At 68.1% G+C, this 21,328-nt stretch carries 14 protein-coding genes; 9 read left to right on the forward strand and 5 right to left on the reverse strand.

Features of this window, described 5'->3' with window-relative positions; genetic code table 11:
• Window positions 1–19 precede the first annotated feature (19 nt).
• Together HH110_RS02605 and HH110_RS02610 are read left to right on the forward strand one after the other, a co-directional pair.
• Window positions 20–1,204 (forward strand): class I SAM-dependent methyltransferase, encoded by a 1,185-nt coding sequence (locus HH110_RS02605; RefSeq protein ID WP_241696369.1) that lies wholly within the window; start codon window positions 20–22, stop codon window positions 1,202–1,204.
• A gap of 1 nt (window position 1,205) precedes the next feature.
• Window positions 1,206–1,595 (forward strand): VanZ family protein, encoded by a 390-nt coding sequence (locus HH110_RS02610; protein WP_176988188.1) that lies wholly within the window; start codon window positions 1,206–1,208, stop codon window positions 1,593–1,595.
• A 137-nt stretch (window positions 1,596–1,732) separates the two neighbouring features.
• On the opposite strand, the gene HH110_RS02615 is transcribed toward HH110_RS02610, so the two are convergent.
• The 3 genes from HH110_RS02615 to HH110_RS02625 all read right to left on the reverse strand — a co-directional run bounded on the left by HH110_RS02615 (window position 1,733) and on the right by HH110_RS02625 (window position 8,003).
• Complete coding sequence (locus tag HH110_RS02615) at window positions 1,733–4,069, reverse strand: family 20 glycosylhydrolase (RefSeq protein ID WP_176988189.1); 2,337 nt, start codon at window positions 4,067–4,069, stop codon at window positions 1,733–1,735.
• Between the two features lie 93 nt (window positions 4,070–4,162).
• Window positions 4,163–6,877, reverse strand: coding sequence for a TonB-dependent receptor (locus HH110_RS02620; protein WP_176988190.1), 2,715 nt, complete (start codon window positions 6,875–6,877; stop codon window positions 4,163–4,165).
• Between the two features lie 154 nt (window positions 6,878–7,031).
• Window positions 7,032–8,003, reverse strand: coding sequence for a glucokinase family protein (locus HH110_RS02625; protein WP_176988483.1), 972 nt, complete (start codon window positions 8,001–8,003; stop codon window positions 7,032–7,034).
• A gap of 414 nt (window positions 8,004–8,417) precedes the next feature.
• Here HH110_RS02625 and HH110_RS02630 point away from each other — a divergent pair, with 414 nt between their 5' ends.
• The 6 genes from HH110_RS02630 to HH110_RS02655 all read left to right on the forward strand — a co-directional run bounded on the left by HH110_RS02630 (window position 8,418) and on the right by HH110_RS02655 (window position 17,177).
• On the forward strand, window positions 8,418–9,710 hold the full coding sequence (locus HH110_RS02630; protein ID WP_176988191.1) for a sugar MFS transporter: 1,293 nt from the start codon (window positions 8,418–8,420) through the stop codon (window positions 9,708–9,710).
• A 42-nt stretch (window positions 9,711–9,752) separates the two neighbouring features.
• Complete coding sequence (locus tag HH110_RS02635) at window positions 9,753–10,820, forward strand: LacI family DNA-binding transcriptional regulator (protein WP_176988192.1); 1,068 nt, start codon at window positions 9,753–9,755, stop codon at window positions 10,818–10,820.
• 6 nt (window positions 10,821–10,826) lie between these two features.
• Window positions 10,827–11,855: an SIS domain-containing protein gene (locus tag HH110_RS02640; protein ID WP_176988193.1), complete on the forward strand. Its 1,029-nt coding sequence runs from the start codon at window positions 10,827–10,829 to the stop codon at window positions 11,853–11,855.
• Entirely contained in the window at window positions 11,855–13,003 is a 1,149-nt protein-coding gene (gene nagA / locus HH110_RS02645) for an N-acetylglucosamine-6-phosphate deacetylase (protein ID WP_176988194.1), read from the forward strand. Before HH110_RS02640 ends, nagA begins: the two co-directional genes overlap by 1 nt.
• On the forward strand, window positions 13,000–14,067 hold the full coding sequence (locus HH110_RS02650; RefSeq protein WP_176988195.1) for an acyltransferase family protein: 1,068 nt from the start codon (window positions 13,000–13,002) through the stop codon (window positions 14,065–14,067). The genes nagA and HH110_RS02650 overlap by 4 nt, the downstream gene beginning before the upstream one ends.
• A gap of 119 nt (window positions 14,068–14,186) precedes the next feature.
• Window positions 14,187–17,177 (forward strand): autotransporter domain-containing protein, encoded by a 2,991-nt coding sequence (locus HH110_RS02655; RefSeq protein ID WP_241696370.1) that lies wholly within the window; start codon window positions 14,187–14,189, stop codon window positions 17,175–17,177.
• A gap of 102 nt (window positions 17,178–17,279) precedes the next feature.
• Here HH110_RS02655 and HH110_RS02660 read toward each other — a convergent pair whose 3' ends face one another.
• Together HH110_RS02660 and HH110_RS02665 are read right to left on the reverse strand one after the other, a co-directional pair.
• Entirely contained in the window at window positions 17,280–18,506 is a 1,227-nt protein-coding gene (locus HH110_RS02660; protein ID WP_176988196.1) for a multifunctional CCA addition/repair protein, read from the reverse strand.
• A gap of 213 nt (window positions 18,507–18,719) precedes the next feature.
• The gene (locus tag HH110_RS02665) at window positions 18,720–20,696 is read right to left on the reverse strand and encodes a transglycosylase SLT domain-containing protein (protein WP_241696371.1); all 1,977 of its coding nucleotides are present in this window, start codon (window positions 20,694–20,696) and stop codon (window positions 18,720–18,722) included.
• A 144-nt stretch (window positions 20,697–20,840) separates the two neighbouring features.
• On the opposite strand from HH110_RS02665, the gene HH110_RS02670 reads away from it, so the two are divergent.
• A complete protein-coding gene (locus HH110_RS02670; RefSeq protein WP_176988197.1) occupies window positions 20,841–21,245 on the forward strand; it encodes a biopolymer transporter ExbD in 405 nt (134 codons plus the stop codon).
• Window positions 21,246–21,328 lie beyond the last annotated feature (83 nt).

A 21,328-nucleotide genomic window follows, 5' to 3' on the forward strand; every position in this document is an offset into this window, starting at 1 on the left:
CACCGCAATCGCCCGCGCCATGCATTCCCCACTGCCCCTCCCCGAATCCGACGCCCTGGCCCACAGCGACGAGCTGGCTGCGGCGCTGCGCGCTGAAATCCTCGCCAACGGCGGCGCGATGCCGTTCTCCCGCTTCATGGAGCTGAGCCTGTACGCGCCCGGTTGGGGATACTACAGCGCCGGTGCCAGCAAGTTCGGCGCGGCCGGCGATTTCACCACCTCGCCGGAAATCGGCGCGCTGTTCGCCGCGACCCTGGCCAACGCGATCGCCCCGGTGATGCAGCAGCTCGGCCCGGAAGCGCGGTTCATGGAAGTCGGTGGCGGCAGCGGCGCCTTCGCCGAAGTGCTGCTCAAGCGCATGCTGGAACTGGACGCGCTGCCTGAGCGCTACGCGATCCTGGAGCCCAGCGCCGACCTGCGCGAGCGCCAGCGCGAGCGCCTGGAGAAGGCGCTGATCCCGCCGGTGTTCGCCCTGGTGGAATGGCTGGACCGCCCGTTCGATGACGACTGGGACGGCATGGTCTTCGCCAACGAAGTGATCGACGCGCTGCCGACGCCGCGCTTCCTCGCCCGCGACGGCATGGTCTATGAAGAAACCGTGGAGCTGGATGCCGACGGTGCCTTCGTGCGCGGCGCGCAGCCGGCCGATGCGATGCTCACGGCGGCGGTCCGCCACGTCGAGCATTACCGCGAGAAGCCCTTCGCCGATGGTTACCGCTCCGAACTGCTGCCGCAGCTGCCGTACTGGATCCAGGCGATCGCCGGCGGCCTGCAGCGCGGCGCGATGCTGTTCGTCGATTACGGCTACCCGCGCAACGAGTATTACCAGGACGACCGCGACGAGGGCACCGTGCGTGCGTTCTATCGCCACCACGTGCACAACGACCTGTACCGTTGGCCGGGCCTGCAGGACCTGACCGCTTCGGTGGATTTCACCGCGTTGGCCGAGTCGGGTACCGGCGCCGGTTTCGAGCTGGCTGGATACTGCACCCAGGCCAGTTTCCTGCTCGGCAACGGGCTCGATGCGCTGCTGGAAAAGGCCGACGCGCGTACCGACGAGATCGGCCGCGTGCGGCTGCGCGACCAGGTGAAAAAGCTGACGCTGCCGACCGGGATGGGCGAGCGCTTCCAGGTGATGGGCTTCCAGCGCGATGTCGATTTCGAAGCCGCCTTCGAGCTCGGCGATCTGACCTGGCGCCTGTAAGGTGGCCGCGACCACGCTGCTGAAGCCGCTGCGCTGGCCGCGGGCATGGCTGGCGCTGTGGTGGCTGGCGGTGCTGGGCACCCTCGTGGTCTGCCTGATCCCGCCGCCGCCGATTCCGTTGCCGGAGAACAGCGACAAGGTCGAGCACTTCCTCGCGTATTTCCTGCTGGCCGCATCGGCCGTGCAGATCTACCAGCGCCGCGCGGCCCTGGTCTGGGCCGCGGTCGGCCTGGTCGCGCTGGGCATCGGCATCGAGTTCGCGCAGGGCGCTTTGACCGTCAATCGCATGGCCGACCCGATGGATGCGCTGGCCAACAGCGTCGGCGTGCTGGCCGGCATGGCGATCGTGTTCACCCCGCTGCGCGACCTGCTGCTTCGCCTGCGCGGGTGACGCGGGACGGGTACTGCCGCCCGGACCCCGCATGACGGGTAGTGCCGGCCGCTGGCCGGCAATCTGGCGATGTCGGATTCATGAGGTGCCGGCCAGCGGCCGGCACTACCTCCTCCGTTTCGTTTGTGGCTGCGGCGTTACCGCGGCTGCAGCGTCATCTCATCCAGCACCCACATCGTCGGCCGGGTGTCGCCGGTGAAGCGCACGCACAGATTCTGCGTGCCCTTGAGCGAACGCGGCAGCGCCGCCTCCAGTGTGATGAACCCATCGGCACCCGGTGCGGCCGGCAGCGTCACGCTGGCCAGCGGCTTGCCATCGCACTGCCCGCCGAGGATGTCCATTTCCCCGTGTGCGCTGCGCTTGGGTGCGAAGCGACGGCTCGGCTCGTCGTGGGCCAGCTGGAAGTAATACGGAATCTGTCCGGCGCGGATGCGGACGCTGGCAATGCCGTCCACATCGGCATCCTTCCACAGCCAGCACGGGTTGAAGATGTCGACGTTGAAGATCGCACGTTCGCCGTCGGCCGGGCCATCATCTTCCAGGCGCAGCAGCAGCTGGCCTTCGCCCGGGCACTGCGCCAGATGCTCGTCGGTCCGCGACAGCAGCGAGGTGGCGGTGATATCGAAGCGGCTGGCGGCCTTGGCCAATGCCTGGCCATTGAAGAACGTCGCGGCCTGCAGCGCCACCGGCAGCGGCTGCTGCAGCGGGGCGGTGTAGCGCGGCGACTGGGCGGTGACCGCACTGCCATCCACGCTGTAGTGGATGTCGTAGCCGAGCGGATTGCGCAGTGCGAGCGTCGCGGTGCCGGCAGCGCGATCGTCATGGCTGTCCAGTTCCACCTGGAACGGGGTCTGCGCATACGCGATGCCCATCGCCTGGTAGCGCTGCAGCTGCGCCGGCAGGCGTGCCAGGAAATCGGCGTAATCGCGACGCTCGCGCGGCGACCAGCCGGTCTCGGCCACGGCAGCCAGGCGCGGGAACAGGTTGTGCTGCAGGCGCGCGTAGCTGCGCGTGTGCTCGGTGAACATGTTGGCCTGCAGGCCGAGGATGTGGTGCTGCTTGTCTTTGGCCAGCGCGTCCGGCACCGGCTCGAAGCCGTATACGCGCGCCAGCGGAATCGTCGCCGGGCGGCCCGGCGGCTCGTTCTCCGCGTTGGTCTGCAGGTAATCCATGTACATGTCGGTCACCGGTGACATCACCACGTCGTGACCTTCGCTGGCGGCCTTCAGGCCGCCTTCCGTGCCGCGCCACGACATCACCGTGGCTTCCGGCGGCAACCCGCCTTCGAGGATTTCATCCCAGCCGATCAGGCGCCGGTCGTGTTGTTCGAGGAACGTTTCCAGGCGCTTGATGATGTGGCTCTGCATCTCCATCTCATCGCCGGCGCCCACCTCGCGCATGCGTGCCTGCACCCGCGCGGAAGCCTCCCACTGGTCCTTGACCGCTTCGTCGCCACCCACGTGCACATACCTGGCCGGGAACAACGCGATGACTTCTTCCAGCACGTTCTCAAGGAATTCGAGGGTGCTGTCGTCGGTGTTGAACAGGTTCGGGAACACGCCCCATTCGCTCAGCGGCTTGAGCGGGGTGTCGATCGTGCCGAGCTCCGGATAGGCCGCGATCGCTGCGGTGGCGTGGCCGGGCACGTCGATCTCGGGGATCACCTGGATATGGCGCGCGGCCGCATACGCGATCACCTCGCTGATCTGTTCCTGGGTGTAGAACCCGCAGTAGGGACGCTCGGCGCCGGTGACCGGATCGCGGCCACCATCGCCGGCCGGAATGCGGCAGCTGCCGATGCCGGTCAGTTTCGGGTAGCGCTTGATCTCCATGCGCCAGCCCTGGTCATCGGTGAGATGCCAATGGAAGGTGTTGAGCTTCTGCTCGGCCATCGCATCGAGGACCTGCTTGATCTCGTCGAGGCTCTGGAAGTGGCGGGCCGAATCGAGCATCAGGCCGCGCCAGCTGAAACGGGGGGCATCATCGATGCGCAGCGCCGGAAGCGTGCCATTGCTGCCGCCGGTAAGCAGCTGCGAGAGCGTGGCCGCACCGTAGAACAGGCCGGCCTCGGTGGCGGCCTGCACGGTCGCGCCGCGCGCGTCCGAACGCAGCTGGTAGCCTTCGGCACCGGTCTTGAGCGTGGCGTCCAGCACGAAGCGGATGCCGTCCTTGCCGCGTCCTTCGCCCACCGTTACCGCCGGGCCACCGCTGTCGCGCAGCAGGGTGGCGAACTGCGTGGCGACGCGCTGGGCGACCGGGCCCTGTGCACGGACCGGCGTGGCCGCCGTCACCGCGTAGCCGGCGCCGTCGAGGCGCTCGGCCTTCGCCGGCGCGGGGATCAGCATCAGCGAACCGGGCAGGGCCTTCGGGCCATCCGGTGCCTGTGCGTCGGCGGCCTGGGCCAGCGGTGCGAGGGAGAGTGCCAGTGCGAAGGACAGCAGCGACAGCGAGGTACGACGGGTGCGGGTGTGCATCGGGTCATTCCTTTGTAGCGAATCGGGTTCCACCTGTGAAACGGGCCCGGAAATCCGGGCCCGTTTCAGGTGCGCAGCGTGTTACCGCGGCGATCAGTACTTGAAGCGGAAGTTCAGATAGTACTGGCGGCCGTTGGAGTAGAACGAGGTCGGAATCAACGCGCTCTGGTAGTACTTGTAGGTCGGGTTGTTGAGGTTCAGGCCATCCAGGCTGATGCTCAGCCAGTCGGTTGCCTTGTAGCTCAGCGACGCAGACAGGGTGCCGAAGTCGTCCTGGTAGTACGGGTTGGTACCGGACAGGCTGATCAGGAACGAGGAACGGCGGGTGTAGCTGACGCGGGCGCCGAAGCGTTCGTTCTCGAAGTAGGCACCCACGTTGTAGGTGTTCTTCGAGGTACCCAGCAGGTTGTTGGTGCCATCGGCCCAGGTGTGGTTGGTCCTGCCATTGGCGTAGGTGTAGTTGGCGTTGACGCCGAAGTACTCGCCGATCGGCTGCTCGTAGGCCACTTCCACGCCGGTGACCTGCCCATCGGCATTGATCGGGGTGGAGATGTCGTAGGTTTCAAGCTGGTTGGTCAGTTCGCTGAAGAGCTGGCGCTGGACCACGTCGAAGGCGATGTAGTCCTTCAGGCGCATGTGGTACGCGCCCAGCGACAACAGGCCGCGCGGCATGAAGTACCACTCCAGGTTGGCATCCAGGTTGCTGGACAGGGTCGGCTTCAGGTCGGGGTTGCCGCCACCGCCGGTCTTGTTCAGATCCGAACCCCACGAGGACGCACCCAGTGCCGAGTAGTCCGGCAGCGTCTGGGTCTGCGACGCGGCCACACGCAGCACCAGGTCATCGTCCAGGTCGAACTTGATGTTGGCGCTCGGCAGCACGCGGTCGTGCTTGTTCTCGAAGGCCTGGCGCTGCCACATGCCGAACAGGCTGCGCACGTCGGCGCGGGCCGGATCGCTGACGGCCAGGTAGGTGTCGATGTCCTGCTTGATGTTGACGTAGCGCAGGCCGATGTTGCCGCTCCACCAGTCACCGGTGAAGTTGGCCTGCACGTAACCGGCGAAGTTCTTTTCCTTCACCTTCCACTCGGCACCGTAGTTGTGGCGGCCGTCGGGACCGTCGTTGCCGGCCAGCCAGGTCGAGTTGTTGACGATGGCGTTCTGCAGCGCATCCGGGGTGTAGTACCAGATGTTGCGCGGGAAGCTGCCGCCCACGCCGCTGGCGAAGTTGCCCGGGTACTGCCCGGTGGCGCTGCCGCGCAGTGCGGACCAGATGTCGCCCGGGCTGGCGCCTTCCGGCGACAGGGCTTCACGTTCGTGGTCGGCGAAGCGCAGGCCGAAGTCGATCGAGCTCAGCGTGCCACCGTTGCTGAAGTACTGGTTGAAATCCAGCGACGCCCAGTCTTCCTTGTCCTCTGCCTTGACCAGCTGGTTGCCCCAGGTGCCGAAGCTGCTGACGCCTGCTTCGCTGAGGTCGCCACCGATGTTCCAGTCGACCGGGGAGCCGGCGCCGTGGCTGGCGTAAGACGCGCCGCCACCCTGGCCGACGGTGACTTCGGCGATGAACTGGCGCGGGGTTTCGCCGGTGCCCTTGGTGGTGCCGGCCTGGAACTTCGCGTTGAGGTTGTCGTTGATCTGCCAGTCCGCGTCGAAGGTGACGTAGCTGCTCTTGGCGGTGGCCTCGCGGTAGATCATGTCGTACACGCCGTAGTTCGTACCGGGAACGCCGGTGTACGTCGCGTTGGTGATCACGCCATCCACCACGGTGTAACCCGGGTCCGGGGCCTGCGTGCGGCCGAAGCCACTGCCGAACATCATGAAGTTGCGGTTGTAGTTGTTCGCTTCCAGTTCGGACGTGAAGCCGCTCAGGCCGAGGGTCAGCGTGTCGATCGGCTTCCACTGCACGGTGACCATGCCACCCTTGCGCTTGCGGGTCTGCTCGAACAGGGTCGAACCCAGCAGGCCGGGAATGGACAGGCCTTCCAGGTCCGGACGCGGCGCCTGCAGGAACTGGCCCGGATTGGCCGGATCGGGGATGCCTGCCACGACCGGATCGGTCGCCTTGAGCGCAAAGAAGCCGCCCGGGATTTCCTGCGCTTCACGGCGCAGTTCGCGCTCCTGGTAGAAGCCCTGCACCAGCACGCCGAAGGTGTTGGCGTCATTCTTGTAGTTGAACAACGCCGAGTACTGCGGATCGGTCGAGTCGGCCTGGTCCGAGCGCACGGCGCCGATCGATGCTTCGGCCGTGAACTGCTTGGCGAACTGCAGCGGGGTACGGGTGATGATGTTGACGGTACCGGTGGTGCCGCCGTCCTGCAGCTTGGCCTGCGAGGACTTGTTCACTTCCACCGAGCTGACCAGCTCGGACGGCAGCAGCGAATAGCTGACGCTGCGGCCGACGTTGTTGCCTTGGCTGAGCACGAACCAGTCGGCCGAGCCGACGCTGTGGCCGTTGATGAGGGTCTGGGTCAGGCTCGGGCTGGTGCCGCGCAGGCTGACACGGTCGGCTTCATCGAAGCCGCCTTCATCGGCGCTGGACGAGCTGATGTTCACGCCTGGCACGCGCTGCAGGGTATCGGCGACGTTGTGCGCGGGCAGCTTGCCCACGTCTTCGGCGGTGACCACTTCCAGGCGCGCATTCGCTTCGCGCTTGGTATCGAGCGACTTCTCCATCGAACCGCGGATGCCGGTGACCTGGATGGTGTCCAGGTCGGTTGCGGCCGGCGTGGAGGCCGGGGCTTGCTGCGCGTGGGCGCTGAAGGCCAGGCAGCTGACGATGGCTGCGGAAAGCAGGGTCTTGCGGGTGTTCATGATGTCTCTCCTCATCACTCGATGGTCGCCGGCGACGGCGTCTGTTTGCTTGCGTCTGGTACGACTGTGCCGCGCGCCTGTTGTCCGGTGCGCCTTGGGTGCTACGTACTGCGTGGTGCGTTGTCCGCAGCGCCGATCCCGGCGCCGCGGCAGATCAGGTGTCCGAGCGGCCGAGGTACCAGCTGGCGGCGCCGATGACGCCCAGCTGCCCGTGCTCGACCACCTTCACGGGAATGCGTTCCAGCGCCTCGCGCATCGGCCCCTTGTTGAGGTACCGCTCGACGAACGTGCTGTTCAACAGGAAGTCGCGGATCTGCGGCAGGATGCCGCCGGCCAGGTAGACACCGCCGGTGACGCCGTACTGCAGTGCCATGTCGCCGATCGTGCTGCCGAGCAGGCCGCAGAACACGTCCAGGCTCTGCCGCGCGAGCGGGTCGTGGCCGGCCATCGCGGCGGCGGTGACCGCATCGGGGGTGGTCAGCGTCGGCGCCTGGCCGTTCAACGCGCACAGGGCGCGATACAGATTCATCAGGCCGGGGCCGGACAGCGCCTGCTCGACCGAGACATGCGAGCGCTCACGCAGCATCTGCCGCACGATCGCCATCTCCAGTTCGGTGGTGGTGGCCAGGGTGGGCTGGCCGGCTTCGGTAGCCAGGACCACCGCGCCATGTGCGGTCGGGATCCACACGGCCGCGCCGAGCCCGGTGCCCGGGCCGACCACCAGGGTCGGGCCGCGCGGGGCGGTGGCCGGGCCGGTCAGCTGGAGCACGCCGCTGGCATCGACCTGGGCGGCGGCATAGGCCACGGCCTCGAAGTCATTGACGATGTAGACCTGGTCCAGGCCGACCTCCCGCTCGATCTGCCGCGCCGACAGCGGCCAGGGCAGGTTGGCGGTGATCACCGTGCCGTCGTCGCGGGCATAGCCGGCGGTGGCGACCACGCAATGCGTCGGGCGCGGGCCATCGGCCAGGAAGTCGGACAGGATCGCGCTGAGGCCGGCGTAATCCGCATTGCGGAACTTGCGGTAGTCCAGCAGTTCGACCGGATGGGCCGGATCGGCACTGGCCTGGACCCGGCCAACCCGGACATGCGTACCACCCACGTCGGCCGCCAGGAACGGCGGCATCGCGGCGGGCGGGGCATGGGCCGGAACAGCGTGGGCGGCGTTGGTCACACGGACTCCATCGGTTGGGCGTGGCCAGGGCGGACCCGGCGATTGAGGCGGAGTCTGTAATCGTTCTGACAACGATGTCAACGATAACCTCAGACTTTCGATGTTGCGTCGCAACGTGGGTTTGCGCACGAAAACGTTTTCATCACGGCGCCGTCATGTTTTTGCAAACTCCCGTGAATACGGGCTCCGCTCCTCCCGCCGCGAGCGTTGCCGCCAGATTGCGCAGGTGCAGCAAAGGAAAATGCGCGGGGGCGGCGTGAACCAGTTGTTGACAAACCCGGCGGCGGCAACGAATAAATGTGACAACGTTGTTCCCAGTCACTCTTCCGACGCCGCTCCGGTGCCGTCGATGCAGGAGCCTCCCTGATGTCTGCCGTGCCTGCTGCCTCCGCGCGTTCGAGCGTGCTCACCTCGATCCTGATCATCGGCGTGCTGTTCTTCCTGATCGGCTTCTTCACCTGGCTCAACGGCCCGTTGATCACTTTCGTCAAGCTCGCCTTCGAGCTGGACGAGGTCGGCGCCTTCCTGGTGCTGATGGTCTTCTACCTGTCGTATTTCTTCCTGGCGCTGCCGGCCTCGTGGATCCTCAAGCGCACCGGCATGAAGAAAGGCCTGAGCCTGAGCCTGCTGGTGATGGCGGCCGGCGCGGTGGTGTTCGCCCACTTCGCCCAGCAGCGCTGGTATCCGGGCGCGCTCAGCGGCCTGTTCATCATCGGCAGCGGGCTGGCCCTGCTGCAGACGGCGGTCAACCCGTACATCAGCATCCTCGGCCCGATCGAGACGGCCGCGCGCCGTATCGCGGTAATGGGCATCTGCAACAAGATCGCCGGCATGCTCGCCCCGGTGCTGATCGGCACGCTGGTGCTGCACGGCATCGGCGATCTGACCGAGCAGGTGGCCGCGGCCGACCCGGTAGTGCGCAATGCGCTGCTGGATACCTTCGCCAGCAAGATCCAGCTGCCGTACATGGTGATGGCGGGGGTGCTGGTGGTACTGGCGGTGGGTGTGCTGTTCTCGCCGCTGCCCGAACTGAAGACGTCCGAAGCCAACGCCACGCCGGCCCGCGCGCCGGGGGTGGCCGAGCGCACCAGCATCTTCCAGTTCCCGCACCTGTGGCTGGGCGTGCTGTGCCTGTTCGTCTATGTCGGCGCGGAAGTGATGGCCGGTGATGCGATCGGCACCTACGGCCACAGCTTCAACCTGCCGCTGGACCAGACCAAGATGTTCACCTCGATCACCCTGGGCGGCATGCTGCTGGGCTACCTGGCCGGCCTGGCGATGATTCCGCACCTGGTCTCGCAGTCGCGCTACCTGAGCATCTCCGCGGTGCTGGGGGTGGTGTTCTGCACGGGCGCGCTGCTCACCCACGGCTATGTCTCGGTGGGCTTCGTGGCGGCGCTCGGCTTTGCCAACGCGATGATGTGGCCGGCAATCTTCCCGCTGGCGATCCGCGGCCTGGGCCGTTTCACCGAAACCGGCTCGGCCCTGCTGGTGATGGCCATCGCCGGTGGCGCGATCATTCCGCAGCTGTTCGCCGTGCTCAAGCAGCACTTCGATTTCCAGTGGGTGTTCGCCGGGTTGATGATTCCCTGCTACCTCTACATCCTGTTCTATTCAGTGCGCGGCCACCGGATCGGCCTGCCCCGCGACGGGCAGTGATCGGCGATCATGGACGCTCCACGGAACCCGCAGGACAAAGCCATGCGCAGAGCGACCATCAAGGATGTCGCCGAACGGGCCAAGGTGTCATTGAAGACCGTCTCGCGCGTCATCAACAATGAGCCCTCGGTGATGCAGGCCACCCGCGCGCGTGTCCTGCGCGCGATTGCCGAACTGGACTACGAGCCCGATCCGGCCGCGCGCAACCTGCGCACCGGTACCACCCTGGTGATCGGGCTGGTCTACGACAACCCCAATCCGTACCACATCATCGGCATGCAGAACGGCGTCCTCGCTGCGTGTCGCGAGACCGGGTTCGGGCTGCAGATCCATCCCTGCGATTCCAGCTCACCGATGCTGGCCGAAGAACTGGCCGACTGGGTGCAGCGTTCGCGCCTGGCCGGGCTGGTGCTGACCGCGCCGATGTCCGAGCGCCGCGACCTGGTGGCGGCGCTGACCGGGCGAGGGATCAAGCTGGCGCGCATCATCGCCGGCACCGCCGACCCGGAAGATGGTGCCTGCGTGTTCGTCGACGACCGCGAGGCCGCCTACGAGGTCACCGAGCACCTGATCCAGCTCGGCCACCAGCGCATCGGCTTCCTGTGGGGCAGCAGTTCGCACGGCTCCAGCGTGGAGCGCCATGCCGGCTACGAGGCGGCGCTGCGCGATTACGGCATGAGCGTGGACAAGCACCTGGTGGTGCAGGGCGACTACACCTTTGACGACGGTTTCCGCGGTGCGCGCCGCCTGTTGGCGCTGCGCGAGCCGCCTACCGCGATCTTCGGTTCCAACGATGAAATTGCCGCCGGCGTGCTGGCCGCGGCCAAGTCGGCGGGCATGAACGTGCCCTACGACCTGTCCATCGCAGGCTTCGAGGACAGTCCGTTCTCGCGCCAGTCCTGGCCGCCGCTGACCACCGCCAAGCAGGCCACCGAAGACATCGCCCGGCATGCCGCGCGCCTGCTGATCGCGCAGCTGCGCAGCGATGCCTACGACGAAGCTCCGCTGCAGCTGCGCAACCAGGGCTTCGTGCCGCAGCTGGTGGTGCGTGGTTCCACCGCGCCGATGCGCCCGCAGGGTGCACGGCTTCCTTCTCCTGAAACGACCTGAGTCCCCATGTCCCTGCCTGCTCCCCACGACACCCTGATGTACCGCGAAGCCGCCGAGGCTGCCGATGTGATAGCCGCGCAGTTCGCGCGCAACCAGGTGGCCGTGGAGACGCTGGCGGCCAGCCTGCGCGCGGCGCCGCCGCCGTTCGTGGTGACCTGCGCGCGGGGCAGTTCCGATCATGCCGCCACCTATGCCAAGTACCTGCTGGAAACGCGGCTGGGGCTGGTGACCGCCTCGGCCTCGCCGTCGGTGGGCTCGGTCTACGAAGCGCCGCTGAAGCTGCGTGGCGCGCTGTACATCGTGATCTCGCAGTCGGGTAAGAGCCCCGACCTGCTGCGCAACGCCGAGGCCGCCCGTGCGGCCGGCGCGCGCGTGGTGGCGCTGGTCAATGTCGAGGATTCGCCGCTGGCGCAGCTGGCCGAAACGGTGATCCCGCTGGGCGCCGGCGCCGAGCGCAGCGTCGCGGCGACCAAAAGCTACCTGGCCTCGCTGTCGGCCATCCTGCAGCTGGTGGCGTACTGGACGCAGGACGTGGGCTTGATCGCTTCGCTGCGCGCGCTGCCCGATGCCCTGCGCGAAGCCTGGAACAACGACTGGTCGTCGCTGACCGAGGGCCTGGTGCCGGCGCACAACCTGTTCGTGCTCGGCCGTGGCCTTGGCCTGGCCGCCGCGCAGGAAGCAGCGCTGAAATTCAAGGAAACCTGCGGCCTGCACGCCGAGGCCTACAGCTCGGCCGAGGTCAAGCACGGCCCGATGGCGCTGGTCGGCCCGGGCTTCCCGGTGCTGGCGTTCGCCCAGCCGGATGAAACCGGTGCCGGCACCCGCGCGGTGCTGGGCGAGTTCGCCGCGCGCGATGCCCAGGTGTGGCTGGCCGATGTCGGTGGCGACCTGCCGCTGCCGGTCGCACCGCACCCGGCCTGCGCGCCGCTGCTGACCATCCAGAGCTTCTACCGCGCGATCAACGCGCTGGCGCTGCGTCGCGGGCACAACCCCGATCTGCCGCCGCATCTGAACAAGGTGACGGAAACCGTCTGATGAAAACTGTCCTGCGCAACGCCCGCATCCTGGCCGGCGACGACTTCCGCGATGACCTGGCGGTGGTGATCGAAAGCGGGCGGATCACCGCGCTGGTTTCCGATGCCGCGCCGATGCTCGGCCAGGCCGATGAGCAGGTGGACCTGGGCGGCGGCTGGCTGCTGCCGGGCTTCATCGATGCGCAGGTCAACGGCGGCGGCGGGGTGCTGTTCAACAACAGTCCGGATGTCGCCACGCTGCGCACGCTGGCGCAGGCGCACCGCCGCTTCGGCACCACCGGGCTGCTGCCGACCCTGATCAGCGACGACGTGCAGGTGATGCGCGCGGCCATCGCCGCGACCCGCCAGGCGATCAGCGAAGGCGTGCCCGGCGTGCTGGGCATCCACCTGGAAGGCCCCTACATCGCGCCGGCGCGCAAGGGCACCCACGATGCCAACAAATTCCGCGTCCCCGATGCCGCCGAGATTGCCCTGGCGGCTTCGTTGGACAACGGCGTCACCCTGCTCACGCTGGCCCCCGAACGGGTGCCGCTGGAGAGCATCCGCGCGCTGGTCGAACGGGGCGTGGTGGTGGCGGCAGGTCACACCGCCGCCAGCTATGAAGAGGCGCGTGCCGGCCTGGAGGCGGGCATCCGTGGGTTCACCCATCTGTACAACGCGATGTCGCCGCTGACCGGGCGCGAGCCGGGCGCAGTGGGAGCGGCGCTGGAAGACCGCGACAGCTGGGTCGGCATCATCGCCGACGGCGTGCACGTGCACCCGGCCAGCCTGCGCGTGGCGCTGGCGACCAAGCCGCGTGGCAAGGTCATGCTGGTGACCGACGCGATGCCGCCGGTCGGTGCGGAAGACCCCCGCTATGAACTGTACGGCGAGGTCATCACCGCCGTGGACGGCGTGGTGCGCAATGCGGCCGGCTCGCTGGCCGGCTCGGCGCTGGACATGGCCACGGCGGTGCGCAACAGCGTGCAGCTGCTGGGCGTTTCGCTGGCCGAAGCGGCGCGGATGGCCTCCACCTATCCCGCGCAGTTCCTGAATCTGGATGACCGTTACGGGCATATCGCCGAAGGGCATCACGCCGATCTGGTACTGCTCGATGACGCCCTGCAGGTGCGCAGCACCTGGATCGCCGGGCAGCGCGAAGACGTATGAGCGCCACGCCGTCAGGACGGATGGGGTCGATCGACGCGCTGCGCGGCCTGACCGTCGCGGCGATGCTGCTGGTCAACAACCCGGGCGACTGGAGCCATGTCTACGCGCCGCTGCTGCACGCGGACTGGCACGGCTTCACCCCGACCGATCTGATTTTCCCGCTGTTCCTGTTCATCGCCGGCGTCTCGATGGCCTTCAGTCTGGCCCCGCGCGCGGGCGATCCGGCCACGCGTCCGGCGCTGGTGCGTGGGGTTCTGCAACGCGCGTTGCGCATCCTGATCGCCGGTGCGCTGCTGCACCTGCTGGCGTGGTGGCTGTTCGAGCTGCCGGCGTATCGCCTGTGGGGTGTGCTGCAGCGGATCGCGCTGTGCGTGGCGGTGGTCGGCGTGCTGGCGATCTACACGCAGGCGCGGACCCAATGGGCGGTGATCGTGGGCCTGCTGGCGGGGTATGCCGCGATCCTGCTGTCTGCCGATTCGCTGCAGCCTTGGGTGAATCCGGCCAGCCGGCTGGATACCGCGCTGTTCGCCCCGTTCCTCTACAAGTATTCCGCGCTCACCGGCCTGGGGCATGACCCGGAAGGACTGCTGAGCAGCCTGGGGGCGATCGCCAGCACGCTGCTCGGCCTGCGCGCCGGTGCGTGGCTGCGGGCCGGTCGCATGGGCGCATTGGCCGCGTTGGCGGTGGCCAGCCTGGCGGGCGGTGCGTTGGCGATGCTCTGGCTACCCCTCAACAAACAGCTGTGGACCCCCAGCTACGTGCTGTGGAGTGGTGCGCTCTCGGTGGTGTTGCTGCTGCTGGCGCACCTGCTGATCGACCGTTGCGGCCTGCCCGCGGTTGGCCGCCGCTTTGGCGTGAATGCGATTGCTGCCTACCTCGGCTCGTCGGCGATGGTGCTGGTGCTGATCGCCAGCGGCGCCTGGGCCTGCCTGTACCAGGCCGTCGCCACAGCGCTGCCAAGCGCCCCCACGCTGGCGTCGCTGCTGTGTGCAGTGGGGTTCGTCGCGCTGTGGTGGGGCGTGGTGTGGGTGCTGGACGCGCGGCGGATCTACCTCAAGATCTGAGGCTGGCGTCCGATTCTTTTACCCCCCCGTCACGGCGCGGCAGTAAAAGTACTGATGCCGGTCTGGGTAGAAGCACGGGGCCGTTGCCGTACCCCCCTCTTGTTGAACAGGAAAGGCGTATGCGCTCCATGCCCGCTTCGCCGGCACACACCGTGCTGGCCGACCGCATTTCACATTGGCTGCGTCGGGGCTGTGGGGGCGCGCTTGGCACGGTCCTGCTGGCCGGTACCGCCCCGGCCTGGGCAGGCTGCGACAATCCCGCACCTGGCCAGGGGCAGACGGTGACCTGCTCGACCGCAGCGCCCAATCCCGATCCGGTGGCGATCATCACCGTCGGCGGCGCGTCCAACACCACCATCAACGTGCTGGCCAACGCGCAGCTCGGCATCGCCGCCGGCAATGCGATCACCGTGCAGGCCGGGACCGGACATGTCATCAACAACAACGGCAGCATCATCGCCACCGCAGGGCGCGCGCTGCAGCTCAACGGCGCAACCTACCTGATCAACCGCGGCACCATTGCCGGCAGTACCGGCGGGGTCGTGTCCGGTGCCGGCAACGACCGCATCGACATGCTCGGCGGCAGCATCCAGGGCGGCGTGCTGCAGGGCGCAGGCAATGACACCGTGGTGATCCGCGACGGGGTGATCGACAGCATCGACCAGGGCGATGGCGAGGACAGCCTGGAAATCAGCGGCGGCAGCGTCACCGGCACCGTGCAGCAGGGATCGGGCATCGACACCTTCCTGATGACCGGTGGCAGCCTGGGCGCGCTGCTGCAGGGCGATGCACTGGACCGTTTCCGCATGACCGGCGGGCGCATTGTCGGTGCGTTCGACGATGGGGACTACGCCGAAATGACCGGCGGCCGCATCGGCCGCGTCAACATGAAGCTGGACGACAACACCTTCCTGATGTCCGGCGGCACCATCGACGGCAACCTGGTCACCGGCTTCGGCCGCGACACCATCGTGCTGTCCGACGGGTACATCGGCGGCAACATCAGCGTCAGTGGCGGCGATGACGCGGTGACCCTTACCGGCGGCACCGTTCGCGGCGAGATTCGCCTGAGCTTCGGCAATGACAGCCTGGCCTGGAACGGTGGCGGCGTGGTCCACGGGGCGATCGATTTCGGTGAGGGAGATGACGTCGCGCAGCTGACCAACCTCAATACCGCCCACCTGGGCGCACTGCCATCCTTCGACGGCGGCCTGGGCAATGACGTGCTCCGCTTCGACAATATCAAGACCAGTGGGGTGTCGCGCTTCACCAACTGGGAGCAGGTCAGCCTGCGCGACGATACCCAGCTGGCCTTCGACGGCACCCTGGTGCTCGGCGACAGCGCCAGCGGCACCGGCCGCCTGGACATCGATGCCACCAGTGCCGTGTTCGGCGGTGGCAGCAACGGTGGCGTCGCCCCGTTCGTGGCCGGGCAGCTGGCCACGCTCACCAACGCCGGTCGCATCGACCTGAGCAACGGCGGCGGCGTGGGCGACACCTTCACCGTGGTCGGCAATTACGTCGGCAATGGCGGCGCGCTGTATCTCAACACGGTGCTGGGCGACGACAGTTCGGCGTCGGACAAACTGGTGATCTCCACCGGCAGCGCCAGCGGCACCACCGGCGTGGGCATCCTCAATGCCGGCGGCGCCGGTGCCTCCACCGTGGCCGATGGCATCCTGGTGGTGCAGGCGATCAATGGCGCCACCACCGCGCCCACCGCATTCGCGCTGTACAACCCGGTCGCCGCCGGTGCGTACGAGTACTTCCTGTTCAAGGGCGGGGTCAGCGGCGGCACGGCCGAGAACTGGTACCTGCGCTCCACCCTGGTGGCCAGCGTCACCCCGGCCCCCGCGCCGCCCCCGGGCGGCGGCACCACGCTGCCGCCGCCGCCGGACAGTACCGGCACGCCGCCGGTCGAGCTGCCGCCGGCACCGCCGCCGCCGCCAGACGTCAACCCACCGGATGACCCCAACCCGGCCGCGCCCGAGCCGGCCCCGCCGCCGGAGCCGGCCGATCCGGCCGACGTCGCGCCGCCCACCATCGATACGCCGCCGCCGGTGCCCACCGACGTGGCGGGGGTCCCCGGGCCGCTGGCGGTGCCGCCCACGCCCGGTGCGCGCGCCGCGCAGGGCGACATCATTCCGCTGTACCGCTTCGAGACCGGCCTGTACTCGGTGGTGCCGCCGCTGCTGCGCGAAACCAGCCTGGCCAGCCTGGGCACCTTCCACGAACGCCAAGGCGAGCAGCGCGTGCTGGCCGGCCAGGGCGGCGTGCGCGCGGCCTGGGCGCGGCTGGTGGGGCAGAGCCACGAACAGCAGTGGGACGGCGACGCGCAGCCCGGCTTCGACGGTGATATCCAGGGCATCCAGGCCGGTCTGGACCTGTACGCCAATGCAGCAGACACCCACCGCGACCAGTTCGGCGTATTCGTCGGCCGCACCCGCGCGCAGGGCAACGTGACCGGTTTTGCGATCGGCTGGGAGAACGTCGCGGTGGGCCGCACGCGGCTCGATGACAAGCACGTGGGCCTGTACTGGACCCGCGTAGGCAGCGAAGGTGGCTACCTGGATGCGGTGGTCATGCAGAGCCGCTACGACGGTGATGCAACCTCGTCCCGCGGCCTCGGCATCGACGTGCGCGGCGATGGCACCACCGCCTCGCTGGAAGTGGGCAAGCCGCTGCTGCGCTTCGGGCAAAGTGCGTGGTGGCTGGAACCCCAGTTGCAGGTGATCTGGCAGCGCACGTCGGTGGATGATGCCGGTGACGCGGTGTCCGCGCTGCGCTTCGATAACGACAACGCCTGGACCGGACGCGTCGGCCTGCGCCTGGCCGCCGACTACGACATCGCAGGCAACGGCTGGCAGCCGTACATCAAGCTCAATTACTGGCAGACCCTGGACGGCGAAGACCGCATCGATTTCGACAGCAACCGCATCCTCAACCAGCAGGATGCGCGCGCGCTGGAAGTGGGCGTGGGCGTGGTGGCGCGTTTCAACAGCAACGTCAGTGCGTTTGCAGTGGCCGATTACACGCGTGACCTGGAAAGCAGTGCGCGGAAGGAGCGCAAGGTGATCGAGGGCAACGTCGGACTGCGCTTCGACTGGTGAGCCTGCGCGTCCGGGACGCTGCGGGAGGCCATCCGCAGCAGGGAGAGCGCGGTGCGAAGCGGCCTGGATCAAGCGGGGCGGAATCTGCCGCCGAGGCATCGATCAGCGCGTACGCGCCGCGCTGATCGCCTTTACCCGCGCCTTGGCCAGCGCGTCACCCACCGCTGGCCCTTTCAATCCGCTCAGATCCAGATCGCGCGCCTGCACTGCCAGCGCCGCCTGGTGCAGGCGTTTCAGCGTTTCACCCTGCGGGTAGTCGCTGTCCTCGAAGCCGAGCCGGCCGCGCTTGTCGGCTTCGCAGCACAGTGCGATCTGCGCGATGCGTTCGGGGCGGCGGAAACCGTCGCAGCGGCCGAGCAGCTCGAGCACGGTGGCGTCGCGCAGCTCGTCGATGCGGTGCACGTTGAGGTGATCGCGGCAGACCGCTTCGGCCAGCTGGCGGTGATCGACCGGTACCTTCAGGCGTTCGGCCAGCGCGCGCAGCGGGGCGACACCGCGCTGCTCGTGCATGATGTGGCGCGGCCATTCGTCGGGCGGCGTGAGGCCCTTGCCGAGGTCATGGGTCAGCGCGGCGAAGCCGATCAGGTCATCGCCCGGGGCCAGCTGCGCGGCCATGTCGCTGACCATTTCCTGGTGCACGCCGGTATCGACTTCCGGATGGAACTCCGCGCGCTGCGGCACGCCGTACAGCGCCTCCAGCTCGGGCAGGATCGCACCCAGCGCATGGGCATCGTGCAGGGTGCGCAGGAAGGCGGACGGCCGGGCGGAGGCCAGCGCGCGGCGCAGTTCCTGCCAGACGCGCTCGGGCACAAGCGCCTCGAGTTCGCCGCTGGCGGCGATCTCGCGCATCAGGGCCATCGTCTCGTCCGCTACGGTGAAGCCGAGCGGGGCAAAGCGCGCCATGAAGCGCGCCGCACGCAGCACGCGCAGCGGATCTTCGACGAAGGCCGGGCCGACATGACGCAGCACGCGCTGTTCGATATCGCGCACGCCGCCATAGGGATCCACCAGGGCACCGGTGGCCTCATCGCAGGCGATCGCGTTGATGGTGAAATCGCGGCGCTGCAGATCCTCTTCGAGCGTGACCGAGGGATCGGCATCGACCACGAAGCCGCGGTAACCGCGGCCGGACTTGCGCTCGGTGCGGGCCAGCGCATATTCCTCACCGGTGTCGGGGTGCAGGAACACCGGGAAATCCCGGCCCACGGCCTTGTAGCCCTGCGCTTCCATCTGCGCCTGGGTGGCCCCGACCACGACCCAGTCGCGGTCGCCGGGGGAACGCTGCAACAGGCGGTCGCGTACGGCGCCGCCGACAAGATAGATCTTCATGCGCCCATGATGCCGCAGTGGGCCAACGCGACGCCAACCGGCAGTGCCGGCCGCTGGCCGGCTCGCCAAGAACCCGGGCAATAGCGTAGTGCCGGCCGCTGGCCGGCTCCTCATGATCGTCGGGAACTGTGCGGAGCCGGCCAGCGGCCGGCACTACCGGGGTGTTCTGACAGCGTCGGGAAGCCGGCCAGCGGCCGGCATACCGGAGACCGGTCAGTCGCCGCCCTTGTCGGCGTTGGCCGCGCAGGCGAACGTCTTGCGCTTGACCTGCAGGCGGCCGTTCATGCGGTCGGTCACCGGCAGCGCGTCGCCGTTCAAGCGCCAGTCGTAGATCACGCTGAAAGCCAGGATGCGCGCGACGTACTCACGGGTTTCCTTGTAGCTGATGGTTTCGATCCAGATGTCCGGATCGAAGCCCGGACGCTGCGACTGCCAGCGGGCGGTCGGGGTCGGGCCGGCGTTGTAGGCGGCGATGGTGACGTAGGGCAGGCCGTCGTACTTGTTCATCAGCTGGCGCAGGTAGGCCGTGCCGATCGCGATGTTGGTGTCCGCGTCGTACAGGCTGGCGGCACCCCCGTAGTTGGTCAGGCCGATCGACTTGGCCACGGCCGCACCGGTGGCCGGCAGGACCTGCATCAGGCCCATGGCGTTGGCCGGGGAGCGCGCCTTCGGATTGAAGATGCTCTCGGCGCGGATCTCCGCGGCGACCCAGGCCGGGTCGATGGCGTTGCGCGCCGACTCGCGGCGGATGCTGTCGTCGTGGTGCAGCGGGAAGCGCAGCGAATACAGGCGCTGCTCGTCCGGGGTCTTGCCCAGCGAGAACACCGCACGATCGAACCAGCCGTTGTCACGGGCGACTTCCACGGCGAGGCGACGCTGGGTGGTGTCGTAGCGGCTGAGGGCATCGTTCCACTCGGCCACGGCCCAGCCTGCCCGTTCGATCTTGAACAGCTCCATCGCCCGCACGATCGCCGGGTCCCGCGCGACCGCTGCCTGCGCCTGGGCGCTGTCGTTGGGTTCCCACGGGCACAGCGTGTAGTTCTGGCCGAGCTGGTCGGCGGCGAGGAAGCCATGGAAGGTGGCCGCACGGGCCGCCTCACGGAAGGCGGCCTGCGCTTCACTGCGCTTGCCGGTCTTGTCCAGCATGCGCGCTTCGAAATAGCGCCAGCGCGAGTCGGCGCGCTGGGTCGGGCCCATCTTGCGGATCGCCGTCAGCGCCGCCGGCCAGTCGCCGCGCGACAGTGCTTCGCGTGCGCGCCATTCGTGCAGGCGCTCGTCGTACGCCGATTCGGGCACGGCGTTGAGGCGGCGGGCGGATTCGGGACCGTACGAGGCCACCGTCCACAGCGCGATCTGGTACAGCACCTGCGCACGCTGCGCGGCGCTCAGCTGCAGCGCATCGGCGTACTGCGGCAGCTGCTGTTCGGTAGCGCCCGGGTCGGCCTTGGCCAGCTTGGCCAGGCCATCGGTGGCGATGCGCCGGCTGCGTTCGTTGCGCGGCCAGTTCAGTGCGCTGGCGTTGGGTTTGTCGACGAACGCGGCATAGGTGTTGGCCAGCGCCAGATCGGCCGCCGGCAGGCCGCGTGCGGCGCTGCGCATCACCGCAGGCTGCTGCTCATCGGCCGCAGCGTCGATACGTGCCCAGCGCAGTTCCGCGTTCAGGCCACCCTTGGCATCCAGGACCGCGAAGACCGGGTCGCAGGCATCGGGCAGCGATTTGCCGGTACTGCGCCAGATCGCCTGGGCCTCGCTGACCCACTGTGCATCGGCCTTGCCGGTGGCCTGGCGCGCATTGAGCTGGGCGCAGCGCAGGCCGACATTGGTGGTGTCGGTCCAGTTGGCCAGCAGCGTCGGCCAGTCCTGGCGCCTGGCCACGGCCGGCAGCCAGACGTTGCGGAAGCTGGTGGCCACGGCCTGGCCGCTGTAGCGCTTGAGGAAATCCTGGGCCTGCGCGTTGCTGACGGTATCGATGTTGCGACGCAGGTTGGCGAACTCCACCCAGCCATACAGCGGGTGCCGGCTCAATGCGGCCGCCTGGGCGGGGTCGAACTGGCCGCGCTCGGCGTTGTCGATGACGGCCTTGAGCTGCGCGCGCTGCGCATCCAGGTTCTGGGCATCGGCTACCGGGCTGACGCCGGTGCAGGCCAGCAGGACGGTCGCGCTGAAGAAATACAGGGGAAGTCGTGTCATGCCGAAAGCATAACGGGGGCGGGTGAAAGGCGGTGAGGGCAAGCCGACTCGAGGATGAACGAATCCCTGCCAGGACGCTGAAGGAGGAGGGCGCAGGCGTAGTGTCGGCTTTGGGGCAGCCGGCCCCCTGTCAAGGAGCAGACCATGGCCTTCCGCGCAGCAGGACATGCAGGACCGTTGGCTGAGATCAACGTGACCCCGTTGGTCGACGTCATGCTGGTGTTGTTGATCATCTTCATCGTGACCGCCCCGATGGTGGCGTTGCCGATTCCGGTCCATCTTCCCCAGCCCACCACCGTGGTGCCCCCGACGTTGCCACCGTCCCCGATCGAGGTGCGGGTCGACGCCGGCAACCAGGCCTACTGGAACGGCCAGCCGATCGCCGTGGAGACGCTGGCGTCGCGGCTGCAGGAACAGGCGCACGACCATGCGGGCAACCTGCCGACGCTGCGCATTGCAGCCGATCCCGACGCGCACTATGACGTGATGGCCAAGGTTCTGGCCGCGGCCAACAACGCCGGGATGGACCGGATCGCGTTCGTCCAATAGCGGCCCGACAGCCCCGTTGCTTCCCCTCGAACGCCCTTGGAAACAAGGGCGTTCTTTGTTGTATGCCGCCTCCCCAGGGGCTT

Source organism: Stenotrophomonas sp. SAM-B (genome assembly GCF_013387485.1).
Classification (GTDB): Bacteria; Pseudomonadota; Gammaproteobacteria; order Xanthomonadales; family Xanthomonadaceae; genus Stenotrophomonas; species Stenotrophomonas maltophilia_AA.

Coding starts and splice junctions, on each gene's coding strand:
- HH110_RS02605 (WP_241696369.1), top strand. CDS start 20: ATGCATTCCCCACTGCCCCTCCCCGAATCCGACGCCCTGGCCCACAGC.
- HH110_RS02615 (WP_176988189.1), bottom strand. CDS start 4,069: ATGCACACCCGCACCCGTCGTACCTCGCTGTCGCTGCTGTCCTTCGCA.
- HH110_RS02620 (WP_176988190.1), bottom strand. CDS start 6,877: ATGAACACCCGCAAGACCCTGCTTTCCGCAGCCATCGTCAGCTGCCTG.
- HH110_RS02625 (WP_176988483.1), bottom strand. CDS start 8,003: ATGCCGCCGTTCCTGGCGGCCGACGTGGGTGGTACGCATGTCCGGGTT.
- HH110_RS02630 (WP_176988191.1), top strand. CDS start 8,418: ATGTCTGCCGTGCCTGCTGCCTCCGCGCGTTCGAGCGTGCTCACCTCG.
- HH110_RS02635 (WP_176988192.1), top strand. CDS start 9,753: ATGCGCAGAGCGACCATCAAGGATGTCGCCGAACGGGCCAAGGTGTCA.
- HH110_RS02640 (WP_176988193.1), top strand. CDS start 10,827: ATGTCCCTGCCTGCTCCCCACGACACCCTGATGTACCGCGAAGCCGCC.
- nagA (WP_176988194.1), top strand. CDS start 11,855: ATGAAAACTGTCCTGCGCAACGCCCGCATCCTGGCCGGCGACGACTTC.
- HH110_RS02650 (WP_176988195.1), top strand. CDS start 13,000: ATGAGCGCCACGCCGTCAGGACGGATGGGGTCGATCGACGCGCTGCGC.
- HH110_RS02655 (WP_241696370.1), top strand. CDS start 14,187: ATGCGCTCCATGCCCGCTTCGCCGGCACACACCGTGCTGGCCGACCGC.
- HH110_RS02660 (WP_176988196.1), bottom strand. CDS start 18,506: ATGAAGATCTATCTTGTCGGCGGCGCCGTACGCGACCGCCTGTTGCAG.
- HH110_RS02665 (WP_241696371.1), bottom strand. CDS start 20,696: ATGACACGACTTCCCCTGTATTTCTTCAGCGCGACCGTCCTGCTGGCC.
- HH110_RS02670 (WP_176988197.1), top strand. CDS start 20,841: ATGGCCTTCCGCGCAGCAGGACATGCAGGACCGTTGGCTGAGATCAAC.